This window comes from Leucobacter sp. 1207-22, from assembly GCF_052850455.1.
The window spans coordinates 490,337-516,115 of record NZ_VXCR01000003.1; the positions used below are offsets into that span (position 1 = coordinate 490,337).

Below are 25,779 nucleotides of genomic sequence, written 5' to 3' on the forward strand. Positions count from 1 at the left end.
ACTCGCCTCGATTTGAACTGCTGCCCGCTTACCGGTTAAGCTCATACCTGTTCGGCCCTGTAGCGCAGTTGGTTAGCGCGCCGCCCTGTCACGGCGGAGGTCGCGGGTTCAAGTCCCGTCAGGGTCGCCAAGCGACGAAAAGCCCCTCTTGCGAGGGGCTTTTCTGATTTCAGTGACCTTTTCTAGCTGTTGCCGTCTGCTGACTCGTTGAGGTGGTCTGTGATCCGCGCCGCGAGTGCGCTGGCGTCTTGCACCGTGAGTACGACACGTGCGAACTCTGCGCCTGGCACAAGTTCAAGCCTGAGCGAAGGGCCGAATCCAGAAACGTTAAAGTACATCTTTTCGCCGTCGCGGAAGAACTTGCCAACGCGTTTTGCGCCCGTATCGAGGCCAACGCGATAGGCAAATCCGAGTGGATACCGTTTGGCATCTACCGTCACAGATGCGATGTCGGCGTACGGGATGGCGAGCGACCGGCGAAGGCCCCACACTGCGTCGAATCCGCGCGGAACAATGGTCACCGAATGCTTCCCCAGGATGACACGATTTCTATTCGTCACAGGAATCCTCTCGTGTTGCTGCAAGTGTGCAGGTGTGCGCGTGCCTCTCAGCGCACACATCGTGACTCGATGGTGTCACTAAACCGGAGCGAATGACAAGAAAAGTACCGAGGTAGCGGGACTGCGAGCTCACTCAAGTACGAGGGAGCTTGCCTCCGCAGCGAGTGCCGCGCGAACGGCGATGAGCGCGGGGCTTTGCGCACGCGACTTCCTCGCGGCCGTGAAGATTGTGCGGGTGGGGGAGCCTGGCAGCTCGACCATTCGCATGCGGGTGTCTGCCCCGACCCGGGCAAGACCAGGCAGGAGCGCGACTGCCTCGCCCGCTTCGATGAGGCGCTGATGGGCTTGCAGATCTGCAGTTTCGAATCGCACGTCGGGCTCGAATCCAGCCTGCCTGCAGGCTTGCTCGGCCCAGTGTCTCGTTGCGGCTCCCTGCGGTTCCATGACCCAGGGCGCGTTGGTGAGATCGGAGATGCTGCCTACGCCGTCGTAGCTCCCGCCCGCAGCCCCGAACGCCGGGATGCCCAGGCGGATCGCGTCGCTGGTGAGATCGACCCGGTCGAGCCCGGTGAAGTGCGCGGTTGAGTGATCCGGATACTGTTCAGCGATGACGAGGTCAAAGCCACGTGCCCAGGTTTCTTGGAGCGCGGCGCCAGGCTCGTACTGCATGACTTCGACGCGGAGTTCTGGATGTTCAGCCCGAATGCGCCGCAGCGCGCCAGGCACGATCGTGAGCATCGCTGTTTGAAACGTGGCCACGCGAACGGTGCCGATGACTTCGTCGCGTACACGTTGCATTGCGGCTTCGGCTTGTTCGAGCCCAGCGAGGAGCGCCTCGGTCTCAGCGACGAGCACTTCGCCTGCTGGGGTGAGCTCAAGTGACCGCCCGACGCGACGCAAAAGCTGCACGCCGACCTCGCGTTCCAGGATGCCGAGTTGTTGGGAAACGGCAGACGGACTGAAATTGAGCGCCAACGCCACCGACGAAATCGTCCCTCGGGCGTGGAACTCCCAGAGCAGCCGAAGCCGCTTGATCTCAAGCACTGCAACACCTTTCACCGCATTGTGAAGTTTTTCTTCATTTTATTCTAAAGATTCTGTCGCTGTACTTCATGCTCCCTGACTGCCCACACTGGCTATATCAATCCCCGTGGCAGAGCAGCCACGCAGTGTTCAAGAAAGGCCTTGAATGAACAGCATCCGTCCCCAGGACCTCGCCGACTCCGCAATTGCGCTTGTTGAGCGGTGGATCAGGGAAGCAGCATCATTCCCCGCTGACCCCTCCGCGGAGCGGTTAGCGGGGGTACTCCGTGATCCAAACGGTCTGGAATTTACTGTTGGGTTCGTTGACGGTGTCGTGCGGCCAGAAGACCTCCATGCTGCGGCGAAGAAACTGAACGAGCTGACACCTTTGACGCCCCAGTTTCTCCCGGCCCCGTTGCGAGGTGCGATCTCGCTCGGTGGCACCCTTGCGAAGCCGATGCCACGAATCGTCGTGCCAATTGCGCGCAACGTCCTGCGTCGCATGGTGAGCCACCTCATCATTGATGCGAGCGAAGCGAAACTTGGCCCGGCAATCGCAAAGATTCAGCGTGAGGGCGTCAGGTTGAATATCAACCTGCTTGGGGAAGCGATTCTTGGTGAACGGGAAGCAGCAAGGCGTCTCGCAGGAACTCACACCCTCCTTGCACGAGACGACGTGGACTACGTCTCGATCAAGGTCTCATCGACGGTTGCGCCGCATAACCACTGGGCGTTTGACGAGGCAGTTGAGCAGATCGAACAGCAACTGCGTCCCCTGTTTGAGCGAGCCGCCGCGGCAACCCCGCACAAGTTCATCAATCTCGACATGGAGGAGTACAAGGACCTCGACCTCACGATCGCGGTCTTCACCCGCTTGCTTGATCGACCTGAGTTCCTGCACCTTGAAGCCGGGATCGTGCTGCAGGCATACCTGCCAGATGCGCTCGCTGCGATGATGCGTTTGCAAGATTGGTCAGCTGCTCGCGTGGCTCGCGGGGGTGCTCCGATCAAGGTCCGTGTCGTGAAAGGCGCGAACCTGCCGATGGAGCAGGTTGAGGCTGAGATTCACGGTTGGCCCACCGCTACGTGGAACACCAAGCAAGCATCAGACACGAGTTACAAGGCCGTGCTGGACTATGCGCTCACTCCCGAACGTGTACGTCATGTGCGCGTTGGCGTTGCCGGCCATAACCTCTTCGACGTCGCGCTCGCATGGCTGCTTGCGAAGGCCCGCGGTGCCGAGGCTGGCATTGAATTCGAGATGTTGCTCGGGATGGCTACCGGTCAAGCGGAAGCCGTGCGCCGCGAAGTCGGGTCGCTGCTGCTGTACACGCCGGTGGTGCATCCGCAAGAGTTTGATGTTGCCATCGCGTATTTGATCCGCCGTCTCGAAGAGGGTTCGAGTTCAGAGAACTTCATGTCGGCAGTGTTTGAGCTCGACCACAACAAAGCGCTGTTTGAGCGAGAGAAAGCGCGCTTCCGAGCTTCGCTGGATGCACTCGAAGCGATCACGGCTGATGGGAATGACAAGAACTACCGAGTGCCCGCTCCGAACCGTACGCAGGATCGTCGAGTTTTTGACGAGGCTTCGCTGGAAGCTCGCGTTGAGGCTCGGGTGCAAGCGGGGCGCTTGGGCCAGTTTGAAAATGTTCCTGACTCTGACGCGGATCTGCCAGGCAACCGTGAGTGGGGCAGGGGTATTGCAGGCCGTATGGCGACCTCCACACTTGGCATCGAACGTGTTGACGCGTCAACACTTGCGAACGTTGCAGACATCGAGCGGGTCATCGCGACCGGCACGCAGGCTGCCGTGAGCTGGCAGGCGCTTGGCGCAGACGAGCGCGCACGAATCCTGATCCGCGCGGGAGAATGCCTTGAACGACGTCGTGGCGATCTGCTTGAGGTGATGGGTGCCGAGTGCGGCAAGACGCTGGACCAGGGCGACCCAGAAGTCTCAGAAGCCATCGATTTTGCGAATTACTACGCAATGCTGGGGCAGCAGCTTGAGCAGGTGAACGGTGCGAAGTACGTCCCGAGCTCAGTGACTGCGGTGATTCCGCCCTGGAACTTCCCGGTGGCGATCTCAGCGGGTGGAACCTTTGCCGCGCTTGCCGCAGGATCCGCGGTCATTCTGAAGCCCGCTGCAACCGCAGCGAGATCTGGTGCGGTCATGGCTGAGGCCTTGTGGGAAGCAGGCGTGCCTCAAGACGTGTTGCAATTCGTGCAGTTCGACGAACGCGAACTCGGGAGCGTGCTGGTCGCAGATGAACGAGTGGACCGGGTCATCCTCACAGGCGCATACGAGACGGCGGTCAAATTCCGAGGATTCCGTCGCGACATGCAGGTGCTCGCTGAGACAAGCGGGAAGAACGCGATCATTGTGACGCCTAACGCCGATCTTGATCTGGCGGCACGTGACGTCGCACAATCGGCGTTTGGCCACGCCGGGCAAAAGTGCTCGGCAGCATCGCTCGTCGTGCTCGTCGGCTCGGTCGCGACGTCGAAGCGCTTCCGGGGCCAACTGCTCGACGACATCGCGTCGTTACACGTTGGTACCCCAGACGATCTCAGCACGCAGATGGGCCCAGTGATTGCGGCACCGGCGGGCAAACTCCTTCGTGGTCTGACGACGCTCGGTGCAGGAGAGCGATGGCTCATTGAGCCGAAGCCTGTTGACACCACAAGTTCACTGGCGCGCGACAAAGTCGGGAAGAACCGACTATGGAGCCCTGGCGTGCGTGATGGTGTTCAGCCGGGTAGCGAGTTTCACCTGACCGAGTACTTCGGCCCGATTCTTGGCATCATGACAGCACAGACGCTGGACGAAGCGATCGAACTGGTAAACGGAACCGATTATGGCCTGACGAGTGGCTTGCACTCACTCGACGCTGATGAACTGCGCACCTGGCTTGGTCGAGTAGAGGCGGGCAACCTGTATGTGAATCGCGGAATTACTGGAGCGATCGTACGCCGGCAGTCGTTCGGCGGTTGGAAGAAGTCGGCAATTGGCGCGGGAACGAAGGCTGGCGGGCCGAACTATCTCTATGGTCTTGGCTCTTGGGAAGACGCACCGGTGCTTGGTGAAACACTTCCAATGTCGCCGAACGTGTCGCAGCTTTACCGGGCTGCCGAGTCCGCGACAGAAGTGAGCGGAGAAGCGCAGGCATGGCTGCGGTCGGCATACAGCTCTGATGCGGCTGCGTGGACGGCAGAGTTTGGCGCAACCCACGATGAGTCGGGGTTGCGGGCCGAACGCAACGTGCTGCGGTACTTGCCACACGATCGTGTGCTGGTGCGTGTAGCTGCTGACGCATCAACTGCCGATGCGCTGCGTGTGCTCGGTGCGGCGCTCGCAGCACAGGCCAAGCCGGTTGTCAGCGTTGAGCAGGAGCTGCCTTCCTCTGTGCGCGCGGCGCTTCAGGCCGCTCACCTCACGGTCGTTGTTGAGGATGCTGCGTCCTGGCGCAGGCGCATCACCGAACTTGCAGCAGTCGAAGGTCCGGCCGCAGGTGGCCGAATCAGGCTTGTTGCAGGCTCATCTCGCGATGCAGCGCTTGCCGAAATCTACGAGACGTCAGGCGGAAAGCCAGATATCGCGGTGTATGGTCACCGACCTGTTTCTGCTGGGCGCGTGGAGATGCTGCCGTTCCTTCGTGAACAGGCTGTGTCGATCACAGCGCACCGATTTGGAACGCCCTACAAGTTCTCAGAAAACGTGATCTAACACGGTCGTGCGGCCGGCCACCGTCGGCCGCACGACAAACCCCAGAAAGGTGACAATGATGTCCGACCAGATATACCTGTACATCGCCCTTGGCTTGTACTTCTCGCTGATGTTGCTTATCGGCTTTCTCGCGTTCCGAAAGACCAGCTCCCACGAGGGCTACATGCTTGCTGGTCGCGGACTGCCGCCGTGGGTTGCTGCACTCAGCGCAGGCGCATCTGACATGTCTGGCTGGCTCATCATGGGTCTTCCTGGTGCGATCTACGCGACAGGTCTCATTGAAGGGTGGATCGCGGTTGGCCTGCTCATCGGCTCCTACCTGAACTGGCGAATCGTGGCGCCACGGCTTCGGGCATATAGCGAGGTCTCACGAAACTCGATCACCATCCCGAGCTTCTTCGAGAACCGGCTGCGCGACAAGACCCACGTGCTCCGCATCGTCTCGAGCGTCATCATTCTGGTCTTCTTCACGATCTACGCTTCAAGTGGCATGGTCGCGGGCGGAGTTTTCTTCGAGAGCGCATTCGGCGGCGACTACATCATCGGCATGATGCTCGTCACCATTGTGACGCTTGCCTACACGCTCTTCGGAGGGTTCCTCGGAGCCTCCCTCACTGACGTTGTGCAGGGACTCATGATGGTCGTCGCACTCATCGTGGTGCCGGTCATTGCGATCATCAACATTGGTGGTCTCAGCGAGACCGCCACCATCGTCGAGTCAGTCGGCGCGAGCAATCTGGCGATCTTCGGTGGGGCCGATCTCAGCACCACCGCAACCACGCTCATCATCATCTCGGGCCTTGCCTGGGGTCTTGGCTACTTTGGCCAGCCACACATCATTGTGCGATTCATGGCGCTGCGTAGCCCGGCTGAAGCTGCAAGCGCACGACGGATCGGAACAAGCTGGCAGTTCATGTCGCTCGCTGGCGCGGTGGTCTCAGGACTCGTTGCTATTGCGTACTTTGCGAAGACCGGAGGCGAAATTGGCAACCCTGAAACAGTTGTGCTGTTGATGTCACAAACGCTCTTGCATCCACTCGTTGCAGGACTCGTGCTTGCCGCGGTGCTGGCTGCAATCATGAGTACGCTCTCCAGCCAGTTGATTGTGTGCTCGTCGGCGCTCGTTGAAGACATCTACCGCCTTGCGCGAAAACCAGCACCGAGCGAAAAAACCCTCGTGGTGCTCGGCCGTGGTGGAGTGTTGCTCGTTGCGGTCATCGCCGCCCTGCTTGCGATCAGCCCGAATGACAATATTCTCGGCCTCGTGTCATTTGCCTGGGCTGGATTTGGTGCTGCGTTTGGCCCGATCGTCTTGCTGAGCCTGCTGTGGCGCAAGCTCACAAACAAGGGTGCAATCGCAGGCATGATCACGGGTGCCCTGGTGGTATTCGTATGGAAGCAGATGAACACCGGCCTGTACGAACTGTTGCCAGCGTTCGTGCTCGCGACCATCGTCGCGGTGATCGTCAGCAAGCTGACCTACAAGCACAACGCTGAAATCGATAGGGAGTTCACCGACACCGGTGCCCTCATGGTTGCCTCGCGCGAGCGCTAGGGGGATCGCGCGAGGCTCCGGCCTCGCTCCTGGCTTGCCCGACCCCGCGAAACGGGGTGTTTCTCTCGAAAACGGGCCTTTCATGCGCAAACAAGGCCACGTTTCGGGAGAAACCCCTGTTTTCGCGGGGTCGGGGTCGTAGCCGTTAACGGGGTTGACGCCGTGCAGACGCGGGCGGATCGTCGCCGACAACCGCTAGCCAGACCATACTGTGAAGCCCGGGCTACCACGGCCCGGGCTTCACTGTTTCTGCCCATTGCGTGTTCACCAAGCCCGCGTACAATCTGGCTATGGCTGGACATCGCATCTACAAGCTCGCGTTCTCGGATCTCTACCCGAACTACACGGCAAAAGCAGAGCGCAAGGGACGCACCGCAGCAGAGGTCGATGAAATCATCTGCTGGCTGACTGGCTATTCAGCAGCCGAATTGGAAGTCCTCATTACCCCAGGGAATGACACGAACCTCGAACAGTTCTTTGACGCGGCCCCCAAGCTGAACGAAGCTCGCTCAGCGATCAAGGGCGTCATTTGCGGGGTGCGGATCGAAGAGATCGAAGATCCACTCATGCGAGAAATTCGATACCTCGACAAGCTCATTGATGAACTTGCGAAGGGCAAAGCGATGGAGAAGATTCTGCGCAGCCCGCAGGCGAGCTAAACACCTGGCGATGCGCGGCTCACCGGTGGTGACACCGGTACGCTGACGGTATGCATGACTTTTCGCGACTTGACGATGCGATCGCAACAACACTTCGAGCTGGAGTTGCCGAGCTGCGTGAGGCAGATGCATCTCTCGTCATGCTCGCGTGCGGCATGGTGGAAGACCTCACGGGCTTCTTCATCTCTGGTGCTGGGAGCCACTGGATTGCTGCGCTCCCTGGCACGACCGCGGAGCGTTCTGAGTATGCCTGGTCTCCCTCTGAGTGGCCGCTTTCGGCGAATGACGAATCTGATGCTGCGCCCGGGCGAGTGACCGCGGCGATCTGGGAACTCTCTGGAACACAAGCCGAGATCGACGGGACCGGCGAAGAACTCGCAGAAGAAGCGTATGACGAGTTGCGGGTCGAATACGAAGACCGGATCATGCGTGCACTCGAAGCCCTGCGGCAGGCTGGTGAGCTACGCAACGCTGCTGGGCGCGAACTCATGGTGTGGCTGCATTCGGCAGACGCGGCTGATGAAGATCTTGATGACCGCTCGTTTGCCCGGTTGCAATCTCCTGAGCTTGTCGCGCTCTTTGAGCAGCGGTACGCCTCGAGTGAGGCAGCAGATGCGCTGTTTACCCGGGTCACTGCTGCTCACGTAACCATCACTCAGGAAGACACCCCGAACGCGTAGCTAGGGCTATCGCCTGTTCCCGCAATAGACCCCGTCGGGCTTCTCGTCTGCCTCAGATCCCATTTCCACATTCGGTGGTTCCTAGCAGCAACCCCGCGAGATCGGCGATTGCCAGAGATTTGAATCCACCTATCGCTTCACCAGTATTTCAAGGTCCGGAGAGCCTCCTGATGAGGCGGTGCTGCGTGTGGTGCGGTTTACAACGAGTCTGATCTCGTCAGAATTCACCGCCGGGGTACACGCCTTCGGGTAGCGTGAAGCATTCGGAGCCTGACGCGATGCGCAGATGGTCGTCCTCGACGTCCTTCGCGATGATGTAGTTCTCACCCGGAACAGGGGGAAGGAGCTGGATGCGGTAGTTCCCGTCCACATCCCTGTCTACGGAAATCTCGGTACCCGCTTCTCGGTAGTGAGCTTCGATATCCTTCACAATCGACTCGATGTCGGTTCCTGGGGTGAGGGTGACCGTAGTGGCGCCGGTCCAGCTGTGACTCGTATTGTCGCAGGAAAGTAGCACGCCCTTTGTGTGCTGGTCGACATTGATAACCAGCTCCGCGGGGATGAGGTCTACAATTTCGAGTTCCATCTCCTGGGTAGCAGTCTTTGCTTCCTCCCAGGTCAAGTCACTGTTCACCTTCTGCTGATCGGTCGTTCCCTGGGGACCTGAGACGTTGCTACCTGGTGCCGTGCAACCTGTGAGTGCAAGGACAGTGGCGAGCGCAATCAAGCCTGCATGTCTGCTGAGAAAAGTCATCGGACGAGCTCCTTCAAGTCTTCCAGCGCCATTTGTTTGTCCTTTCTGTTCCAAGTGATGCGGTTGTGATTGTCCATCAGCACATCGAATTCCTCACCCGTGTTGACGTTCTTTCCCTTCACAGTCAGGAGAACGAACCAGGCCACCCGACTCCACACGATGGCGTGCTTTTGTCGGGCGCTCCGTTCAGGGCCACGCACATAGAGCATAGAGCTGATCACAGAGCAGACGATTGCAGCGATCAACAGTGCTGGGCTGAGCAGATATCAGTTCATCACCAAGGTGAGAGACGTGAGCCGGCCGGAGCTTTCGGCGTCGACGGTTACGAGGAACGGTGAGAGATAGGCCGAGACAGTGAGCGCGCCGAGGGCCATTGCGGGCCATCTGGAGGCTTTCGTCTTGCGGTCATCTCAGTGAAAGGCTGTTCCCTGGCGCTTTTGTGTTTGCGCGGCCTGTATCGAATCTGAACTTGTCAGAAATCACCGCCAGGGTACACGTCTTCAGGCAGAGCAAAACAGTCTGAGCCCGCAGCGATGTTGATCGTGTGCGGATCGAACTCGTCGATCAGGTAGAGCTCTGCCGAACCGGGCTGCCCCACTTTTATGCGTAAGGTATCGAGAATCGTTTTGCCCCTTGTGACAGCGAAGCCAGTGTCAACGAAGTGGCTCTCGAGCTTGGGGACAAGCGCCTCAATCGCAGAGGCAACATTGGATCCGTCGGTCAACTCGACGCGTACCCAGCCGTTCCAGTTGTACTGGGTCTCACCGCAGGACATCAGCGTGCCCTTTTCGCTTTCGCTGACGGAGGCGACCTCGCCCGCGGGCACAAGAGCCGCAATTTCCACTGCGCGTGCAAGCGTTTTAGATTTCGCATCTTGCCAGGTCAGTGTTGTTTCCACTTCGGGCTCCTTTTCTACCTCAGCGCCATCTCCACATCCAGTGACTACTAGTAACAATCCCGTGAGAGCGGTGATTGTCACAAATTTGAATCCACGCATCACTTCACCAGCATTTCAAGGTCTCGGAGGACCTCCTGATTATCGGTGCTGTCACGCGTGATCCGGTTGTGGTTGTCCAACAGCACACTGGCTTCCTCGCGGGTGTTAATAAACTTCCCCTTGATCCTGTCATCTTGGTAGTAGAACTGCTTGAATTCATCACTGAAAATGGGGCTGTTTCCCTTCCAGACTAAGTTCTTAGTCTGCGCGTGGATCAGCAGACTCCTGTAATACTGCGCGAGAAGCCGGAAGCATCTGGCGGAGCCAAAGTTACCAAGGCCGCTTCGTCGCTTGGAAATCGAAAGATTCTCCAGTTGCCTGGGAAGTCAACCGTGAACCCCAGTGGGTGCCGTGCTCTCATGTTCGCGCTTTCATCTCTTCTTGGATCAGACGCGCTGCAGCTGCAGCTGCTCGCTGCTTGATCTCGAACAACTGCTTGCCCGACGAAGCAGTGACGAGGAGCCGCGGTCCGAAGCTCCTGCGGGAGATACCGGACATTTTGATGGAGCCGATGTTCCTATTGCCGGGCACCGAGTGAACCTGAATGATCTCGCCCCATTCCACCGAAGCCGGGTTGGCGGTGTGTTCTACGGAGCGCAGCGGGTCAAACCATAGACCGCCCTCAGAGACCCACAAGTGGCCCTTCATTACTTCGTCGCGTGAAGGGCTTTCTGAGTTGAGGAGTTGTGCGCCTTCCCAGTAAGCAAGCGCGGATCCCGCCCACGCTGGGCGTCGAGCCTCGGCGCGACGCAGGACGTCTTCTCCACTCTCCTCATCACGGACCCGCCTTTTCGAACGCCGCGTGTACCAGCGAGGTCCCCACCCGCGTCGTGCCGGCCACCACGCGAGACTCGCTATGGAGATCAGCAGACCCCAGATGAAGCAGACTCCGGCACCGATGAAGAGGAGGGTTCCGGTAAGCCAGAAGGGGGCGCCGAAATGGTCGAGCGCTGCCGAGAGAACAGTGAAGCCGAGTGCCGGAAGGCAGACAAGTACGGCAAGTTCACCGCTGCTGCTCCGAGTCCACCACCTCGAGGCGTGAGTCCGGCCCAGCCACGACTACACCGATGCCCCGATCAGGGCTATCCCAACGGCACCGAAAACAAAGTAGGTCATATTTCAGTCCCAGAAAGTCAACGCGTCACCAAGCTCGGAAAGGCCATCCCCGATGGTATCACCGACCTTGCCACCGAGGTCGACAACCTTGTCTGCTACCCAATTGCCTACTCCAGCCCCGATGAGTCCACCGACAACGGTACCGGCCGGGCCGAAGAAACTACCTACGATGGCTCCTGCTTTAACCCCAGCAGCTGCCCCAGCCCAGGCCCCTGCACCAGCCGAGACAGCGCGGGTAGCTGCCCGGCCGATCCGCTCGTCGGTGGCGTACCCAGCGCCTTCGTCCATTGACCACTGGTCCAAGCCTCCGGCAACCAGCGCTGAGCGCTATTCCACTGTGCTCGGCTGCCTGATGCAGAAGGCTTCGCCGTCCAGTTTCCCGGCTTGATCGCTTGGCTGCCGCGACCTACACGAGTTGGGGCGAGCGGGGTGAACCGTTCATTGAGCCTGCCGAACTTGAAGTTCTTGAACCACTCCGCGGTCGTCTCTCCCTGCGTGCCAAGATGATCCATCGCCCAGACTGTGAGGCGGAGTGGGTCATCAGATGGATTAACAAGACCGACAAAGGTCTCCTTGATCCAATCCAGGAGGCTGAGATCTTCCTTCTCTTGGGAGGTCAGCGTGCCGATGGCTTGCTCAGCAGCGACTGGATCGAGCTTCGCCAGCCACGACAGCGCCAGATCTGAATCGGAGAGGGTGCTTCCGCCTGCCCTCTGGAATGCTTCGGCGAAATGCTCGAGCCAAGCGGCATCGGCTTGATTCTCTAACAGATAGCTTGCGAAACCTTCCAAGAAGGTGGCCGAACCGATTCTGGCCCAGGATCAGGAAACGGTGAAGCTACTTCAGGCTCCCTGCAATCGGGTGAGCTCTTGAGCCAGGGTATTGTTTCCTGCGCGTGAGACCGAGGAGAAGGTTCGCAACTTCGCCGGGTTGGCAGAGGTCTTCCCTACCCCAGTCGACGAAGAGGAACGGTGACGAGTTGACGCTGAGAATGCAGCTGTGACAGTCTCCCTCGCGTCTCGTTTAGTTGCGTCGATCAGAGATAGTGGGTCGACAGAGCTCGTTGTCTCGAACTCAATCTCCGAACGCGCCGATGCGTCGGAGTCGCAAATCAGTAGCTGGGGAGCGCCTGCTCTTGTGATTCGCCATCGATTGCGTTTAGTGTTCGCAGAGCAGTAGGCGCCGCCTTGATCTTCTTCTGCAGCTGCTCGCCGCATATCGGGCAGCGCATCTCGCCCTTAAAGTCCTTCTTACAGGAACGGCATTCCATTTTCTTTTAGGGAGGCTCCTTTTGCCTTGATCACGTGTGGGGGGCCGCTTTAACCTTGCCGTCTTCAGTTTCATCAATGTTCATGTGAATGCATAGCTTGAACTCCGCACTATTGGCAGATCGGTGGCAAAGGAAATTTAGGTTTGCGCACAATCACCACTGAGCTCCCGTGCGTCTGCCTGGCTGCAGCTTTCAAGGCACCGAATTTAGTCCGCTCAGGTATATCCCGACAGATCTATTTTGTTACCCACTAGTTAAATTGCTGCATATGTGATCGTCACTCGGGAAACACTCCGAACGCGTAGCTAGGACTGTCACCTGTTCCTTCACCAAGTCTCGTCCGGCCAGTCGACAACGGCGTCGAAAGCAATGCTGCTCGACTCGTGGGTAGCGAATCATCGAACGCCCAGAAAGCGCAGGCAGCTTCACTCTAGAAAGGGAAGCACAACCTCGGTTCGCGTGATCGGATCATCTGTCGTCACCACCCACTCCGCCGGGAGCTCAGCGCGAACGCGTTTAGCGAGATTCAACCCGTCCTCGAAGAAATTGTCGGGCACAATGCTGTTGGTCGGATCGTCAGCATTGAACACGGCATCTGCGTTATCTCCCCATTCGAGCAGGTCATGCACAAGCTCAGGGCTGAGACCGATCTCGTGCCCGTCTAGGTTCTCGAAACCGTATCTCCCCGACACCCAGAGGGCATATTGTGTCCACTCGTAGTGGACATTCGCTACCGGTGGCTCGTTCGTGTGCTTGACCTTGAGTAGGACCTTGAAGTCGTTCATGAATTAAGGTTCGCCCTTACGATAAAACCGTTGTCGCTGATAATGATGGCAACCTTTAGGGTCTTGCCTTTGCAATCAAACTTATAGGTTTGTCGACCTGTTCCTCGGGTCTGGTACAGGAAGGTGACAGTTCTGGCCGCGGTATCGAGATGTTGTTCCAAGTGACGGTCATGTAGGGGTGATCCGCGCGTGCCGTGTTTTCGCATCGTTTGCCGCCAGCCGGTTCAGCGAAGCGGCGCGGTGAACTCGCGAACCATCTCAGCGACAGGCTGGGCACTCTTGATGATCGCTTCATGGCCGCGGCCTGGAATCTCTTCCATGCGCGCGCCCGGGATAGCCTCTGCGACCTCGCTCACCCACCGTCTGGGGCACACGCGATCGATTTCGCCGCGGATCACGAGCGTCGGCACCTGGATGTTCGGGCATAGACGTTCGAGATGGTGATGCAGCATAAATTTCAGCTTGCTTGCAAACCATCGCGGGCTCGTGTGCAGGTATTCCCACATGCCGGTGAAGATGACTTTGGGGTCTTCGCCAGTGAGGTCCTGCACCATTCGCATCGCTTGCTTGGTCGCGGTGCGCTCGTACTTGTTCACCGTTGGGGCGATGAGTGTGAGGCTCGCAACGAGTTCTGGGTGATGTAGCGCAATCTCTGCGACGATCTGCGTGCCCATCGAGTGCCCCACAAGGTGCACGCGACCGGGTGCCTCAGTACGGATGAACTCAGTGACCACACGCGCAGTTTCTTCCAGCGACGTGGTTGACCCGGGCTCTGGTGAGTCACCGAATCCAGGCAGGTCGAGGGCGAGCACCCGACCTTGAACAGCGAGGTCAGAGGCCACCTCGGTAAAGGTCACTCGCCCCATTCCGATGCCGTGAATGAGCACAAACGTTGGGCCAGCCGGGCCCGGCGTCTCGGTGAATGCGATCTCGATTTCGCCTGCGCGGTACGTGCGATCTTGCCCCGTCATGGCTCCACAATAGCCGCGGTACGGCCGCTTATGGCTGAACTCAGCAGGCTAGGCGCCTGCGAGCGCCTCAAGCTGTGCGCGTAGGCCGACCGACTCCTGCTGAATCCAGTACTCAACGATAAACCCGTCGACGACGCGGTACACCGCGCTTCCGATGGTTTCAAGCGGGTGACCAGTGGGTTCGAAACCGTCGATCACGCCGATGTGGTGGCCGTGCTGGATCCACCGTACATAGGCCTTATCGCCATTAACAAGAAGCTCGTCAATCGTCAGTTCAAAGTGCCCGAACATCTCGATCATCTCGTGCACGTGCTCGGTGTAGTTGCTCGGAGTACGTTCGAGCGTCTCCTGCATGCCGGCGACGACCTGGTGCGCGAGCACCTCGGGAGCGAGGTAGATGTCTGCGCGCTCAGGGGCTTCGCCACTGCGGATCTCGGCGAGGAAGCCGTGGATGGTTTCTGCGGTGCTTCGCGTCATGACTCAAGCGTACGGTGTGTGGGAGGTCTTCACGTACTCGCTCATGTGCGTCGGAGGTCGCTAGACCTCGTCAGTCATCGCCTTGGCAAGCACCGTGAGGGCCGCATCGCGGGCTGCGCGACCTTGTGCACCGCTTCGCGAAACGTACAGGTCGACGAGCTCTTCGGTGAGGAGCATGAGCGCCGCCCGCGAGGTGTGAATGAGCTCGTCATGGAAGCTGTCGTTGATTGGTGGCACGACGAGTGCCACGTCGGCTCGGGCAACAATTGCGGATCGCGCAAAGGAGGTAATCGCAATCACCTGTGCACCCCCTTCTTGTGCGGCAGCCATTGCATCTAGCGTTGGTCGGCTTGCTCCGGATCCAGAGAAAACGATGCACGTTGAGCCGGGGCCGAGCTGGCGCGCTGCGATCTGTTGGGCAAAGGGATCTGCGAAGTGTTCGACCGAACGGCCAGCAGCGTTCAGGCGCATCACCAGAGCGAGGCCGAGCGGCCCAGAGAGACCATTGGCGACGACGAGGAGGCGCTGTGAATGCTCAAGTGCCGCGAGAAAACCGTCGACTGCCTGTGGGGTGAGGGCGGCGAGCGTGTCGTCAAGACGGGCGGCAACCTGGTGAATTCGTGAACGCAACGCGCTCAGTGCAGTTGCCTCGACATCAATCTCGTTGACGACGGTATCTGCTGAGCTGGTGGTCGCAGATTCGAGCGCGAGTTCTTGCACGAGTGCCACTCGGAGCTGTGGGTAGCCCTCATAGCCCAACGATTGTGCGGCGCGAATGACCGTGGTTCGCCCGACGCCGGCCCACGTGGCGAGGTCTTGGGCTGTGAACTCGACGACGCGTTCGCGATCCGCAGCGATTGCTTCGACAACCTTGCGTTCAGTCTTCTGTAATCCTGGACCCAATGTGGCGATGCGTGCGCTGGGTCGAGCGTCTGAGGATCCTGTCCACGTCATGATGTACGACCTCCTTGCATGAGCCGACGCCTGATCGCACCGGAGACGGTGTCCATCAGCATCGTGGCGACAATGACGACGATGAGGAGCATGCCAACGGTGTCCCACTGTCGATAATTTGTGTAATTCGAGAGCATGCTGCCGATACCGCCCGCGCCAACGAGGCCAAGTACCGCAGAGGTTCGAATGTTGATCTCGAACCGGTAGAGCGCAAATGACATGAGCGCTGGCGCGACCGCAGGCCAAAGTGCCCAGCGGGTGACCTCGGCGGTGGTGCCGCCCGCCGAACGTACTGCCTCAGGGGCACCATCGCGCACGGATTCAACGGCCTCGTACACCCATTTGCCTTGGGTGCCGATGCCCGCGATGCCAAGCGCGAGGGCACCGGTGAGTGGAGTCAGCCCGGTCACAGTAAGCAACACCAGCGCGATAATGACTTCCGGCACCGCGCGGATGACTGCGAATACACCTCGGAGTGCCGTTCGTAACCACCACGGTCCGACCGAATTTGCTGCGAGCATTCCGAGCGGAACTGAGATGATGACGCAGAGCATCGCCCCGAGCCAAGCCATCGAGATGGAACGCCAGGTCTCAAAGAGCGCGCGCGGCAGTTTTTCCCAATTGGGGGACTCAAACATGAGCCAGAGGTAGTTGGCGATCCGCCCGGGAAGCGAGGGAAGATCAGCCCAGGTGATCTGCAGACCGCTTGCGGCCACGAGCACAATGACTGCTGCACCGAGTGACCACAGTGTGGCGGCGAGGCGCGAAGGGCGTGGTGGGAGCATCGCAGCGGTCGGCGCCAGGCGTGATGCAGTCATACGAGCCTCCTGCGCAACAGGTTTGAAAGAAGCTCAATTGCGATGACCACAACGAGGATCTCGAGAATGATGACTGAGACGTCAGAGTACGCGTAGAAACCACGGCGCTCGTCAAGCAGTCGGCCAATGCCGCCTGCACCGACGATGCCGAGGATCGCCGAGATCCGAACGTTCAGTTCGAGGGCATACAGCCACTGGTTCGTGAAGAGTGGCCAGACCTGTGGCAGAGCGGTTGCGCGATTGATCTGGAACTGGGTGCCACCGGCAGCGCGACCAGCCTCCATATAACGGTGATCGCCAGAGTCAATCGCCTCAGAAACCAACTTGACCACGACGCCCAGGTTGAAGAGCACGAGCGTGACGACGCCCGGGAGCGCGCCGACGCCGAGCATGGCGACGAGCACGGTTGCGTAGACAAGGTCTGGCACTGCGCGAATGACATTAATGACGGTGCGAACGGCGCCGCGCATCACGGTGTTGGGGTTCGTAGGGGCCGCCGCCCACAGCGTCACCGGTACTGAGATGAACGCGGCGATCACCGCGCCCACCAGCGCCATCTGCAGCGTCTCAAGCATGGGAGCCCACGTGCGCGGCAAAAACGCGAAATTGGGCTGCATGAGCTGAGCTACCTTTTCAGCCCCGTTTCGCCAATTTCGTGCAATTGCCCCGAGATCGATCTCGATGCCGCCAATCGCCGGGATACAGGTGGCGATCGTGAACGCTGCGACCGCGCTGATGATGAGCGTCAGTCGCAGCGCCCGTCGCGGCTTTGCCGGAAGGACAAAAGCTGAATTCGAATTCGTCGCCAACTCAGATACTCGTTCCAAGCTGATCGCGAGGCTGGATGGGGCGACCGTAGATTTCTTCAAAATCAGCGTCTGAGGCATCGGCAGCCGAGCCGTCATACACAATGCGACCGTCGCGTAGGCCAATCATGCGAGTGGTGTATTGCCGTGCGAGATCCATGAGGTGAATGTTGACGAGCACGGTGAGTCCGCGGTCGGTGTTGATGCGCGCGAGATCCGCCATCACGGCGTGCGCGGTGGGCGGATCAAGACTTGCGACCGGCTCATCGGCCAGCATGACGCTCGGTTCCTGCGTGAGCGCGCGGGCAATCGCAACGCGCTGTTTCTGGCCGCCTGAGAGTGAGCCAGCACGTGTCCACACCTTCTCAAGCATGCCAACAGAGTGCAGCGCAGTGAGCGCGATGTCGCGATCGTGAGCGCTCGGGATACCGAGCAAGGTGCGATAGCTCGGGGAGTGCGCGAACCGTCCGACCAGGGTGTTGCGATACACGTTGGCGCGCTCGGCAAGGTTGAACGCCTGAAAAATCATGCCGATGTGCCCGCGAGCTTCGCGGAGTGCCTTCCCGCGCAAGGCCGAGATACGGTGCGGCCCAACGAGCACCTCGCCCGTGGACGCCGGCACGAGGCCATTGATGGTGCGAATCAGGGTCGACTTTCCTGAGCCAGAGAGCCCGACAATCGAAACCATTTCTCCTGGATCGATGGTGAGCGAGACGTCTTGCAGCGCACGTGTGCCGTTGGGATACGTGACTGTGACGTGGTCGAGGGCGATGCGCCATGAGGCGGCGGGCACGACAGGTGCCGCCGCCTCATGGCGCGCATCGGGGTGAAGCGTCATTGTGTTGCAGATGCCTTAGTTGCTGAACTGGGTCAGGATCTCGCCATAGCGCGCGATCTCGGCCTCATCGGTCTTGCTGGTCCAATCGGAAAGACCGACGAGGTCGAACATGACGGTCTTTGCCTCTTCTGAAGAGTCGGCGTACTCGTCCATGAGCTTGGTCAGGTCAGCAACCAAATCTGCGGGAAGCGACGACGATACTGCGACGCCACCGTTCGGGATCATCTCGGTGTACGCGAACGCCACGACCTTGTCTGCGACATCTGGCGCTTCCTTGGTGACGGTGGTGCGTGCGTCCCAGTAGCCGAAGCTGACCTCTGCGTCACCGTTGTAGACCGAGAGCACGGCATTGTTGTTGCCTTCGACAGGAACCTGGGTGATGTCCTTGTCAGTGTCGATACCTGCATCGCGCATGGCAACAATCGGGTACTGGTAGCCCGCTGGCGAGGTCGCAGCCTGCATCGCGACCTTGGTGCCCTTGGAAATCTTGCTGAGCGATTCGATGCCCGCGGGGCCAGCACCTGTCGCGTCAACTCCGGCCTGTTCGGTGCCGTTGCAGTACGAGAGTTCGATGTTGCTCGCTGCGTAGTTTGCCTTCACCGGGGTATCTGCGCAGTACTTGTCGGGGTTGTTCGTGTATCCGACGGCAGCATACGAGGTCGCACCGAAACGAACGTCGCGCAGTGCGAGCTTCGCGTCATACTGTTCCATTGCGTTGTAGAGCGAACCGGCGTCTGCGATGATGACCTGTGCCTGATCCGCGCCCAGTGCCTCGACAGTTGCCGCGTAGTCGCTTGCGACAACGCCCTCAACCTTGATGCCGAGATTCTCGGAGAGGTACGTCGTGAGCGGATCAAGCGCCTCAGCGAGGTCTTCGCCCTCAACTGAGGGGACGAGTGAAAGCGTGATCGAATCGGGCCATTCGGTGGTGCCTGTAGCGGCTTCTGCGTCGCCGGTGCCACTGGTGCTGCAGCCGGTGAGTGCGAGTGCCGCGACGGTGAGTGCGCCAGCAGCAAAGAGTGATTTGCGCATGAGGATGATTACCTTTCGATGGCGTTTTCTGAGTCGGATGACTCATGGGTACTGGACGCCGCGGTCGCGGCCCAGGCTTCAATATCGGCACGAATCGCGGCAAGCGAGCTGCCGCGCATCGTCACCGAAGCAGGGGAGTGCAGCGCGGTTGCGCCGACAAGTGCGGTATCTGCGCCAAGCTCAGCGGCTGGCGTGAGATCGAACTCTGCGATGTCGCCGATCGTGAGTACGGGACCTGACTTTCGCAAGCGAGTAACCAACCGGGTCAGTCCAGTTGGTTTTCCGATGGCAAAGTGCATCTCGGTGAAATACTCACTGACGCCCCAGCTATCGAGCACACGATCGACCCCAACATTGGGTGCGTTGGTCGCGAGCACGAGGGTTGCGGTCTGCGCAAGGCCTGCGAGAAAACCAGCGAGATCTGGCATCGTCGAGACAGGGGCGAGCTCAGTTCCGAGCGCCTCGCGGCTCCCGTCATAAGCAGCTTGGGTCTTGGCCTCTGGCACCCCGGATTTCCGCGCAAGTGAGCCGACGACGTCGTACCCATCGCGGTAGCTCGAGAGACCAGCATCAAAGTGTTCGAGTTCTGCATCGACGCGATCCGCAAACCCTGCGCCTGCGAGTGGGGCGACGATGCGTGCATACTCGCGAACGGGGCCGTGACCCGTGGCGAGCGTGCCATCGAAGTCGAAGACGATACTCGGTGCCATGCGCACTTCCTTCCGATTTGGACGATAAATCCAAACCTAGAAGTGCAAATGGACGAAATGTCTATGGGGCGATGAACGTCAGGTTAAGAGTCAACGACGGCATTCCAACGAGGGCGCGGATCGGCGACGAATTCGGCCGCAAGGGCGTGCGGATCGCCAGAAAACGGGAACGCAGTGATGAGCTGGAAGCGGGGACGAGAACGAGCAATGGGACTGGTCTCCGAGATGCCGTAGATGAGCGCGGACGGCTGTGCGGTCGACGTATCTGGTGAGGGAACGATGACCAGGCGGCTGTGCTGCTGGTCAGAAACACACGTGAGGTCAGCATCTGCGGTCGTTGCCGCTTGCGGTGGAGCTTCAAGCGCTGGACTGATTGCGGCAAGCACGCGTTCGAGCGCGGTGGTACCGGTGCGATCAGGGGTCTCGATCCAAAATGCATGAGCTGGGAGATGCAGTGCGCGTGCGAGTGCTCCGTCACGCCAGCGGTCGAACTTGTACCCAAACGGTGTGAGCACATCTGAGAACCAATACCCATAGACATGGATCAGCCCAGCATTTCCAACCGGAAACGTGGCCTGCATTCCTGCTGCAGCGTGCAAAGCGTCAAAAATCTCTCGCGAGAAAGAAGCGACCTTCGTGTGTTCATCGATGACGGTCGAGTGTCCCCAATGATCGAGCCGGTCGGTTTGCGCGTCGGCACGCACCTGATCGAGCACGGTCGAAAGCGGAGGTGGTGCTGGAAGAGCTGAGAGGGAGGTCACTGCTTGACTCTCGCATACGAGATGGGGAAAGGGAGAACGGAAATACATGAACACTTGGTGCAGACTTGATGATCGGCCTTGGGAAGTCAGGTGACAACTGTTAATAAACTGATTGAAAACACTAGTGCTGCTATGAATATCCCGTTAGTATTGGCCTGAAGTTTGGCTCATTGACTGCGCTAACCGGGGGACTTCGACCTGAAAGCGCTGTGCAATGGGCCATGTGAATCATTCTGGTGAACGGACATTGAAAGGGCACAAGCTCTCGTGGAGAACCAAGGTTTGTTGCGCAATCAACGGCGAAAGCGGGGGAGCCGTGTGCTCGCTGGCTTCGCCTCGCTCGCACTCGTGGCAGGAATGGGCGTCGCTGGAAGCGCGGCAGCCTTTGCCGTTGACGCGCCAAACGGGACCGACCGGGTTCCGTTTGGTGATCCGCAGCTCGTCGCGTGTGTCAATGCGAAGCTTGGCGGGGGTCGCGCCCCAGATAGCGCCGTCACCCATGACGAACTGAATACCATCTACGGTCTGTCGTGCAGTAGCGATTTTGCGGTGACGTCACTCGACGGAATCGAATACGCGGAGAAAATGACCAGCCTGTTCTTTGCAGGTGGCAAGCATGACTTCTCTGCTAGTGGATCGCTTGCAGCAGTGAGCAAAATGCCCAAGATCAATAGCATCACGCTGAACGACTCGAACGTGTCGAACGCTGGGCTCACAGGTCTTGCGGATACGGCAACCATCTCGACGATGTCGCTGACGGGCAACCCAGAGCTGACGGACATCTCACCGCTCGGCACACTTCCGAAGCTCAGCAAGCTTGATATTTCAAAGAATGTGAAGCTCTCTGATCTCTCACCGCTTGCCGACTCGAAGACGCTGAAAGACTTCACAGCCTCGCAGAACCCCGAGCTTGCTGACCTCTCGCCGCTGGCAGGGATCACCACACTCACATCGGTGAGCGTATACAAGACGGCAGTCTCAACGCTTGAACCGCTCGCAGGCCTCACTGCGCTGACGAACATTAGTGCCGGGTATAGCGACGTGACCTCGCTCGAGCCGCTTGCGGGACTCACAAAGATGAAGTTCATCAGCATGGACTATGCCAAGCTCACGAGCCTTGATGGCATTGAGAATATGCCAGAACTGCGAACGCTTGACTTCAACAGCAATGTCGAGGTTGGCGACAATATCGACGCGATTCGTAACAAGCCCGATCTCTACCGCGTTCATATGAACGGCATCGGAGCTACCTCGGTTGAACCGCTGTCGGGCCTTACGGGTCTCACAAGTTTGCAGGCACAAGGCAACAGCCTTGCCTCGCTGGTGGGCTTGCCTGAGGCGCCAGAAGCTGCGGCTCAGGGCGCATTCTCTGTGGCATCGCAACGCATTCTGCTCGATACTGCCTATGTTCCCAAGGGTTCGAAGAGCTTCCGATACGACCTGGCTGATGATGTGCAGCGTCGCGACGGGAGCTTCCCGGTATTGGGCGGAAACCTGGAGCCGACACCAGACCCAGAGCTGCCGATCGTGCAGATCAAGGTGATGTCTGGTTGGAAGACTCTGGAATATACGTTCGAAGATTCCACAAAGTCGAATGATCGCTACTCGGGCACGGTTGAACGCCCGATGGTGTGGACCTCAATTACGAGCCCCGATAGCGCGACCATTCCGTTCGGTCAGACGTGGGAACAGGAAGTAACGTACACCGCTGGCTTCCCTGCAGCATCTGTTGTAGTGAGCGACACGGCACCTTCATGGCTCACTGTTGTAGATGGAAAACTCACGGGTACCCCAGACGCGGTCGGTGATTCAGAATTTGAAGTCCGTGTTGCCGATGCGCTCGGAAACACGATGACGCAGCGGTTCAATATCACTGTCCCCGCGCCTGGCGTGACCGTTGTTGAGATCGGTGATGACCAGATTGCTGAGGCAGGTAACGACCTTGACTTCACCATCTCGCGCACTGACGCAGTCGAGAACCCGTACACCGGTGAGGCAAGTGTCCGCGTGCAGAGTGTTGATGGCACTGCGGTAGCTGGAACGCACTACGCCGCTGTCGATGAAACCATCAGCTGGGCCGCTGGTGAAACCGCAGATAAGCACATCACTGTGAACACGATGGATGATGTTTCGCTTTCTGGTGAGTTTGGTTTCGAACTCGTGCTTTCGGATCCGACTCCGGCGGGGTTGACTGAGCTTGGTGGCGGGTTCTCAAGCGATGGAACGATCACGTACCCAGAACCTGGTCCGACGAAGTTCTCGATCAGTGCACCACAGATCGTTGAGGCCGGAAGTCGGGATCTCACATTCCGCGTCACACGCAAGAACGACGAGACTCGTCCGTACACGGGCGAAGCGAGCGTGCGTGTGGGTTCGCGTGATGGCACCGCAAAGGCTGGTGAGCACTATGAAGCTGTCGACCAGGTCCTGACATTCGCTGCGGGTGGTCCCGACGTGCAGACCATCACGGTGAAAACCGAGCCGGGCAAGGCTGGCGACCCAAGCCGTATGTTCGCGTTGTACCTTGCAGGACAGGGGCAAGATACTGACCGAGTCACGATTCCCCCTCGCAGCGGACTGAGTGGCGTACGCATGACATACCCGACGCCTGAGCCCACCATCTTCTCTCTTGGTGAGGGGCAGAAAGCAACGGCCGGAACGGCAATGACGTTCACTGTGACGCGTGAGAATGCAGACGTGAATCCGTGGACCGGTGAAGCGAGTGTGCGCGTGACGTCACAAGATGGCACAGCAATCGCAGGCACGCACTACGTTGCGGTTGATGAGGTACTCACGTGGGAGGCCGACGATGACGCGCCAAAGACCGTGACGGTGCAGACGACGCAGCAGACTGGTCTTGACGGTGACTTCGAGTTCACATTGAACCTCAGTGATCCTGACCAGTACAGCCTGGTCGGTGAGGAAGTAGCCGCAGGCACCGTGACCTACGTTGATGACAGTGGTAACGCTGACAGCGACAACGACGGTTCGAGTGACGCCGGTACCAATGGCAATGCTGATTCGAATGGAAATTCGGGTTCCGGCTCGAACGGCAATTCGTCGGCAGGCGCCCAGGGCGCATCGGCCAACGGCACCGCTACTGGTGCGCACACCCAGGGCACTGCGAACAGTAACGGTGGCCTGGCAAACACCGGCGCAGGTTCGCTGTGGGCGGTTGCCCTCGGTGGCGTGTTGCTTGCGATGCTGGGCGGATCAGCCCTGATTGCGGTTCGCAAGCGCAAGCTGAGCTAGCCGGAAAGAAACGCCAGTGGGGTGGAGCAAGTCGAAAAGGACCTGCTCCGCCCCACTCGTATCTGTCGGCGTGCCTAAAAGTGTTGTTTGCTATTCAGGCAGTGCGGCGTGCCTGCCGAAGCACGCTGGTGATGAACGCAGCTGAGCGGCGTGCGAGCGCGGCGCGATGCTCAGTCACGAGTGCTTCTGCCGGAGGGTCGAGCGGCGTGAGGGGCTGGAGAGCGTTTACACGCGCGTTGCAGTCGAGATCTACACATAGGTATGTTCCAAGCCCAGATTGACTGCGCTGGTGCGTCGCAGTTGACGCGGTGAAGAGGGCGACCTGTTCGAACCTTCGCGGGATTCGGCAGAACTCACACATAACGGCACGGCCCGCGGCGGTGTGGGTTCGGGTGGTAGTGAGCATGATGCCGGTGAGGGCGCCTGTCTGTTCAGTGAATAGGTATCCGCGTTGTGGCGCGCTGGGGTCACGCCAGCCGTAGTAGTCGCGAAGCTGACTGGAGGGCTTGAGCGGGTGTCTGGGAAGTCGAACCGTGCGTCTGGTTGCGTCATCGACGTTGCCGAGGGCTGCACGGAAAGTGCTGAGTGGGTAGGGGAGCATGAACCTTTCTCCTAAATTGTACATGCGTACAGATTCAATTGAATAGACTACACGTGCTTGTTGGAATGGAGAATTGATGGTCTATCTGCCTCGTGATGAACGACGAGTTGCATTGCTCGATGCGACATTTCGAGTGATTCGACGTGATGGATTTGCCGCGGTTTCAGCGAGGGCTGTTGCCGACGAAGTGGGAGGGTCGCCAGGGCTTGTCCACCAGCACTTTACGAGCGTGGTGGAGCTAGTGGGCCACACCTGGAGACGCTTCGTCGCAGAGGAGTTGCAAGAATTTCTTGCCGCAACTGAAGGTGAAGGCACTGATCCGGTGGGCGAGTTCTTTGGCAACCATCTCAATGCTGAGATGAAGTCAGAGCTGTGGCTTTGGGCAGACGCGTGGGCGCACGCCATGCGAGTGCCTGAATTTGGTGCGGTATTTTCTGCCTCGATTGATGATCTTGTTGTTGCTCTGCAAAGCCGCGCTCCTGAGCTGTCTGAAGTTGCGGTACGGCGGATAGTGTTACTTGCAGTTGCGTTTGCGGGGATGCAGCGTATCTCGCCCGAGCAGTATTCGGTCAAGTTGGTGCAGGAAATACTGGGCATTCCTCGCGCGGAATAACGAGCTTTGCAGTAACAGCGGCCCCACGGTGCGCACGGGTGCTTTCCTAGGCTTCGGGGCAGCGATCCCAGCACAGCCAGGTGTAGTCGGTGTGGAGTGCGGGCCTAGCGTTGCGAGGCATATTCTGTGCTTCGCAACGCTAGGCTGGCTGCAGTATGAGTGCCTTACAGCTTCCCCTGCAAACTGAGCGGTTGACCCTTCGGAGTCACGAACCAGCGGATCGCGATTCGCTGCTGCGCTTCCACGGGCAGGCGAACGTCGCAATGTATCTGCTTGACGAGCCGTGGGACGCAGAGATTGCCGACCAGAAGCTTACGAAGCGTCTCGACAATACGGATCTCAACGGGGAGTCAGGTGCACTGGATCTCGTCGTGGAGTGCGATGGCAACGTGATCGGGGACGTACAAATCTGGTACACCGACCGAGCGCGCGCAGTCGCCGAGATCGGTTGGGTGCTTGACCCCGAGTATGGCGGTCGCGGCTACGCTCGAGAAGCGGTGGCGGCAGTACTTGATCTCGCCTTTACTCACTATCGGTTGCATCGTGTTGCTGCACAGATGGACGCACGTAACACCGGTTCGGCAAAGCTTGCTGCCGCAGTTGGCATGCGGCACGAAGCCTCGTTGCGACAAGACTGGTGGAGCAAGGGCGAATGGACTGACACGTTCGTCTTTGGCATGCTCGCAAGCGACCGCACTGAGTGACGATCGATACAGACGCACAATTCGGTTTCGCGTCTCATAGGCCCACGTCAGGTTTCAGACGATGAGATAGCAGTGGGCCGTACTCAATACTGAGTACGGCCCACTGCTCGTTATTGCGA

General features: G+C 59.2%; 26 protein-coding genes and 1 tRNA gene. 9 read left to right on the plus strand and 18 right to left on the minus strand.

Annotated features, from left to right (window positions below):
• Positions 1 to 53: 53 nt before the first annotated feature.
• Positions 54 to 130 (plus strand) — tRNA-Asp (locus FW756_RS07965).
• Positions 131 to 182: 52 nt separating this feature from the next.
• Here the strand turns inward: FW756_RS07965 and FW756_RS07970 are convergent.
• Together FW756_RS07970 and FW756_RS07975 are read right to left on the minus strand one after the other, a co-directional pair.
• Positions 183 to 560: a hypothetical protein gene (locus FW756_RS07970; RefSeq protein WP_446429612.1), complete on the minus strand. Its 378-nt coding sequence runs from the start codon at positions 558 to 560 to the stop codon at positions 183 to 185.
• Positions 561 to 689: 129 nt separating this feature from the next.
• Positions 690 to 1,604, minus strand: coding sequence for a LysR substrate-binding domain-containing protein (locus tag FW756_RS07975; protein ID WP_446429613.1), 915 nt, complete (start codon positions 1,602 to 1,604; stop codon positions 690 to 692).
• A gap of 145 nt (positions 1,605 to 1,749) precedes the next feature.
• Here FW756_RS07975 and FW756_RS07980 point away from each other — a divergent pair, with 145 nt between their 5' ends.
• The 4 genes from FW756_RS07980 (at position 1,750) to FW756_RS07995 (ending at position 8,201) form a co-directional block, all read left to right on the plus strand.
• The gene (locus FW756_RS07980; RefSeq protein WP_446429614.1) at positions 1,750 to 5,307 is read left to right on the plus strand and encodes a proline dehydrogenase family protein; all 3,558 of its coding nucleotides are present in this window, start codon (positions 1,750 to 1,752) and stop codon (positions 5,305 to 5,307) included.
• Between the two features lie 58 nt (positions 5,308 to 5,365).
• Complete coding sequence (gene putP / locus FW756_RS07985) at positions 5,366 to 6,862, plus strand: sodium/proline symporter PutP (RefSeq protein ID WP_446429615.1); 1,497 nt, start codon at positions 5,366 to 5,368, stop codon at positions 6,860 to 6,862.
• A 290-nt stretch (positions 6,863 to 7,152) separates the two neighbouring features.
• Positions 7,153 to 7,521 (plus strand): DUF2200 domain-containing protein, encoded by a 369-nt coding sequence (locus tag FW756_RS07990; RefSeq protein ID WP_446429616.1) that lies wholly within the window; start codon positions 7,153 to 7,155, stop codon positions 7,519 to 7,521.
• Positions 7,522 to 7,571: 50 nt separating this feature from the next.
• Positions 7,572 to 8,201 (plus strand): hypothetical protein, encoded by a 630-nt coding sequence (locus tag FW756_RS07995; protein WP_446429617.1) that lies wholly within the window; start codon positions 7,572 to 7,574, stop codon positions 8,199 to 8,201.
• 217 nt (positions 8,202 to 8,418) lie between these two features.
• Here the strand turns inward: FW756_RS07995 and FW756_RS08000 are convergent, their stop codons facing one another.
• The 5 genes from FW756_RS08000 to FW756_RS08020 all read right to left on the minus strand — a co-directional run bounded on the left by FW756_RS08000 (position 8,419) and on the right by FW756_RS08020 (position 11,371).
• Entirely contained in the window at positions 8,419 to 8,955 is a 537-nt protein-coding gene (locus FW756_RS08000; RefSeq protein ID WP_446429618.1) for a hypothetical protein, read from the minus strand.
• Positions 8,952 to 9,164 (minus strand): hypothetical protein, encoded by a 213-nt coding sequence (locus FW756_RS08005; protein WP_446429619.1) that lies wholly within the window; start codon positions 9,162 to 9,164, stop codon positions 8,952 to 8,954. The genes FW756_RS08000 and FW756_RS08005 overlap by 4 nt, the downstream gene beginning before the upstream one ends.
• Positions 9,165 to 9,427: 263 nt before the next feature.
• Positions 9,428 to 9,853 (minus strand): hypothetical protein, encoded by a 426-nt coding sequence (locus tag FW756_RS08010; RefSeq protein ID WP_446429620.1) that lies wholly within the window; start codon positions 9,851 to 9,853, stop codon positions 9,428 to 9,430.
• 456 nt (positions 9,854 to 10,309) lie between these two features.
• Positions 10,310 to 10,600 carry a hypothetical protein gene (locus tag FW756_RS08015; protein WP_446429621.1) on the minus strand — a complete coding sequence of 97 codons (291 nt, stop codon included), beginning with the start codon at positions 10,598 to 10,600 and terminating at the stop codon, positions 10,310 to 10,312.
• A gap of 471 nt (positions 10,601 to 11,071) precedes the next feature.
• On the minus strand, positions 11,072 to 11,371 hold the full coding sequence (locus FW756_RS08020; protein WP_446429622.1) for a glycine zipper domain-containing protein: 300 nt from the start codon (positions 11,369 to 11,371) through the stop codon (positions 11,072 to 11,074).
• A gap of 89 nt (positions 11,372 to 11,460) precedes the next feature.
• Between FW756_RS08020 and FW756_RS08025 the strand changes: the two genes are divergently transcribed.
• Entirely contained in the window at positions 11,461 to 11,754 is a 294-nt protein-coding gene (locus FW756_RS08025; RefSeq protein ID WP_446429623.1) for a hypothetical protein, read from the plus strand.
• A 1,009-nt stretch (positions 11,755 to 12,763) separates the two neighbouring features.
• Here FW756_RS08025 and FW756_RS08030 read toward each other — a convergent pair.
• The 10 genes from FW756_RS08030 to FW756_RS08075 all read right to left on the minus strand — a co-directional run bounded on the left by FW756_RS08030 (position 12,764) and on the right by FW756_RS08075 (position 20,490).
• Positions 12,764 to 13,123, minus strand: coding sequence for a hypothetical protein (locus FW756_RS08030; protein WP_446429624.1), 360 nt, complete (start codon positions 13,121 to 13,123; stop codon positions 12,764 to 12,766).
• 224 nt (positions 13,124 to 13,347) lie between these two features.
• Positions 13,348 to 14,094 carry an alpha/beta fold hydrolase gene (locus FW756_RS08035; protein WP_446429625.1) on the minus strand — a complete coding sequence of 249 codons (747 nt, stop codon included), beginning with the start codon at positions 14,092 to 14,094 and terminating at the stop codon, positions 13,348 to 13,350.
• Positions 14,095 to 14,142: 48 nt separating this feature from the next.
• Positions 14,143 to 14,571: an ester cyclase gene (locus tag FW756_RS08040; RefSeq protein ID WP_446429626.1), complete on the minus strand. Its 429-nt coding sequence runs from the start codon at positions 14,569 to 14,571 to the stop codon at positions 14,143 to 14,145.
• A gap of 60 nt (positions 14,572 to 14,631) precedes the next feature.
• Complete coding sequence (locus tag FW756_RS08045; protein ID WP_446429627.1) at positions 14,632 to 15,525, minus strand: MurR/RpiR family transcriptional regulator; 894 nt, start codon at positions 15,523 to 15,525, stop codon at positions 14,632 to 14,634.
• On the minus strand, positions 15,522 to 16,343 hold the full coding sequence (gene phnE / locus FW756_RS08050) for a phosphonate ABC transporter, permease protein PhnE (protein ID WP_446429628.1): 822 nt from the start codon (positions 16,341 to 16,343) through the stop codon (positions 15,522 to 15,524). The genes FW756_RS08045 and phnE (FW756_RS08050) overlap by 4 nt, the downstream gene beginning before the upstream one ends.
• Complete coding sequence (gene phnE, locus FW756_RS08055; protein ID WP_446429629.1) at positions 16,340 to 17,152, minus strand: phosphonate ABC transporter, permease protein PhnE; 813 nt, start codon at positions 17,150 to 17,152, stop codon at positions 16,340 to 16,342. The genes phnE (FW756_RS08050) and phnE (FW756_RS08055) overlap by 4 nt, the downstream gene beginning before the upstream one ends.
• Position 17,153: 1 nt before the next feature.
• A complete protein-coding gene (gene phnC / locus FW756_RS08060) occupies positions 17,154 to 17,987 on the minus strand; it encodes a phosphonate ABC transporter ATP-binding protein (protein WP_446429630.1) in 834 nt (277 codons plus the stop codon).
• A 15-nt stretch (positions 17,988 to 18,002) separates the two neighbouring features.
• Positions 18,003 to 19,019 carry a phosphate/phosphite/phosphonate ABC transporter substrate-binding protein gene (phnD, locus tag FW756_RS08065; protein ID WP_446429631.1) on the minus strand — a complete coding sequence of 339 codons (1,017 nt, stop codon included), beginning with the start codon at positions 19,017 to 19,019 and terminating at the stop codon, positions 18,003 to 18,005.
• Between the two features lie 8 nt (positions 19,020 to 19,027).
• Positions 19,028 to 19,729, minus strand: coding sequence for an HAD family hydrolase (locus FW756_RS08070; protein ID WP_446429632.1), 702 nt, complete (start codon positions 19,727 to 19,729; stop codon positions 19,028 to 19,030).
• Between the two features lie 83 nt (positions 19,730 to 19,812).
• Entirely contained in the window at positions 19,813 to 20,490 is a 678-nt protein-coding gene (locus FW756_RS08075) for an amino acid deaminase (protein WP_446429633.1), read from the minus strand.
• A 267-nt stretch (positions 20,491 to 20,757) separates the two neighbouring features.
• On the opposite strand from FW756_RS08075, the gene FW756_RS08080 reads away from it, so the two are divergent.
• Entirely contained in the window at positions 20,758 to 23,742 is a 2,985-nt protein-coding gene (locus tag FW756_RS08080; protein WP_446429634.1) for a Calx-beta domain-containing protein, read from the plus strand.
• Between the two features lie 94 nt (positions 23,743 to 23,836).
• Here FW756_RS08080 and FW756_RS08085 read toward each other — a convergent pair whose 3' ends face one another.
• The gene (locus FW756_RS08085) at positions 23,837 to 24,343 is read right to left on the minus strand and encodes an FBP domain-containing protein (RefSeq protein ID WP_446429635.1); all 507 of its coding nucleotides are present in this window, start codon (positions 24,341 to 24,343) and stop codon (positions 23,837 to 23,839) included.
• A 76-nt stretch (positions 24,344 to 24,419) separates the two neighbouring features.
• Here FW756_RS08085 and FW756_RS08090 point away from each other — a divergent pair, with 76 nt between their 5' ends.
• Both FW756_RS08090 and FW756_RS08095 read left to right on the plus strand, forming a co-directional pair.
• Complete coding sequence (locus FW756_RS08090; RefSeq protein ID WP_446429636.1) at positions 24,420 to 24,956, plus strand: TetR family transcriptional regulator; 537 nt, start codon at positions 24,420 to 24,422, stop codon at positions 24,954 to 24,956.
• A 155-nt stretch (positions 24,957 to 25,111) separates the two neighbouring features.
• Positions 25,112 to 25,660, plus strand: a complete 549-nt coding sequence (locus FW756_RS08095) for a GNAT family N-acetyltransferase (protein ID WP_446429637.1) — start codon at positions 25,112 to 25,114, stop codon at positions 25,658 to 25,660.
• The last annotated feature ends 119 nt before the right edge of the window (positions 25,661 to 25,779 follow it).

What these genes read in the sequence shown, in the direction of transcription:
- FW756_RS07980 (WP_446429614.1), top strand. Translation starts at nt 1,750, where the DNA reads ATGAACAGCATCCGTCCCCAGGACCTCGCCGACTCCGCAATTGCGCTT.
- putP (WP_446429615.1), top strand. Translation starts at nt 5,366, where the DNA reads ATGTCCGACCAGATATACCTGTACATCGCCCTTGGCTTGTACTTCTCG.
- FW756_RS07990 (WP_446429616.1), top strand. Translation starts at nt 7,153, where the DNA reads ATGGCTGGACATCGCATCTACAAGCTCGCGTTCTCGGATCTCTACCCG.
- FW756_RS07995 (WP_446429617.1), top strand. Translation starts at nt 7,572, where the DNA reads ATGCATGACTTTTCGCGACTTGACGATGCGATCGCAACAACACTTCGA.
- FW756_RS08000 (WP_446429618.1), bottom strand. Translation starts at nt 8,955, where the DNA reads ATGACTTTTCTCAGCAGACATGCAGGCTTGATTGCGCTCGCCACTGTC.
- FW756_RS08005 (WP_446429619.1), bottom strand. Translation starts at nt 9,164, where the DNA reads ATGCTCTATGTGCGTGGCCCTGAACGGAGCGCCCGACAAAAGCACGCC.
- FW756_RS08015 (WP_446429621.1), bottom strand. Translation starts at nt 10,600, where the DNA reads ATGAAGGGCCACTTGTGGGTCTCTGAGGGCGGTCTATGGTTTGACCCG.
- FW756_RS08030 (WP_446429624.1), bottom strand. Translation starts at nt 13,123, where the DNA reads ATGAACGACTTCAAGGTCCTACTCAAGGTCAAGCACACGAACGAGCCA.
- FW756_RS08035 (WP_446429625.1), bottom strand. Translation starts at nt 14,094, where the DNA reads ATGACGGGGCAAGATCGCACGTACCGCGCAGGCGAAATCGAGATCGCA.
- FW756_RS08040 (WP_446429626.1), bottom strand. Translation starts at nt 14,571, where the DNA reads ATGACGCGAAGCACCGCAGAAACCATCCACGGCTTCCTCGCCGAGATC.
- FW756_RS08045 (WP_446429627.1), bottom strand. Translation starts at nt 15,525, where the DNA reads ATGACGTGGACAGGATCCTCAGACGCTCGACCCAGCGCACGCATCGCC.
- phnE (WP_446429628.1), bottom strand. Translation starts at nt 16,343, where the DNA reads ATGACTGCATCACGCCTGGCGCCGACCGCTGCGATGCTCCCACCACGC.
- phnC (WP_446429630.1), bottom strand. Translation starts at nt 17,987, where the DNA reads ATGACGCTTCACCCCGATGCGCGCCATGAGGCGGCGGCACCTGTCGTG.
- phnD (WP_446429631.1), bottom strand. Translation starts at nt 19,019, where the DNA reads ATGCGCAAATCACTCTTTGCTGCTGGCGCACTCACCGTCGCGGCACTC.
- FW756_RS08070 (WP_446429632.1), bottom strand. Translation starts at nt 19,729, where the DNA reads ATGGCACCGAGTATCGTCTTCGACTTCGATGGCACGCTCGCCACGGGT.
- FW756_RS08085 (WP_446429635.1), bottom strand. Translation starts at nt 24,343, where the DNA reads ATGCTCCCCTACCCACTCAGCACTTTCCGTGCAGCCCTCGGCAACGTC.
- FW756_RS08090 (WP_446429636.1), top strand. Translation starts at nt 24,420, where the DNA reads ATGGTCTATCTGCCTCGTGATGAACGACGAGTTGCATTGCTCGATGCG.
- FW756_RS08095 (WP_446429637.1), top strand. Translation starts at nt 25,112, where the DNA reads ATGAGTGCCTTACAGCTTCCCCTGCAAACTGAGCGGTTGACCCTTCGG.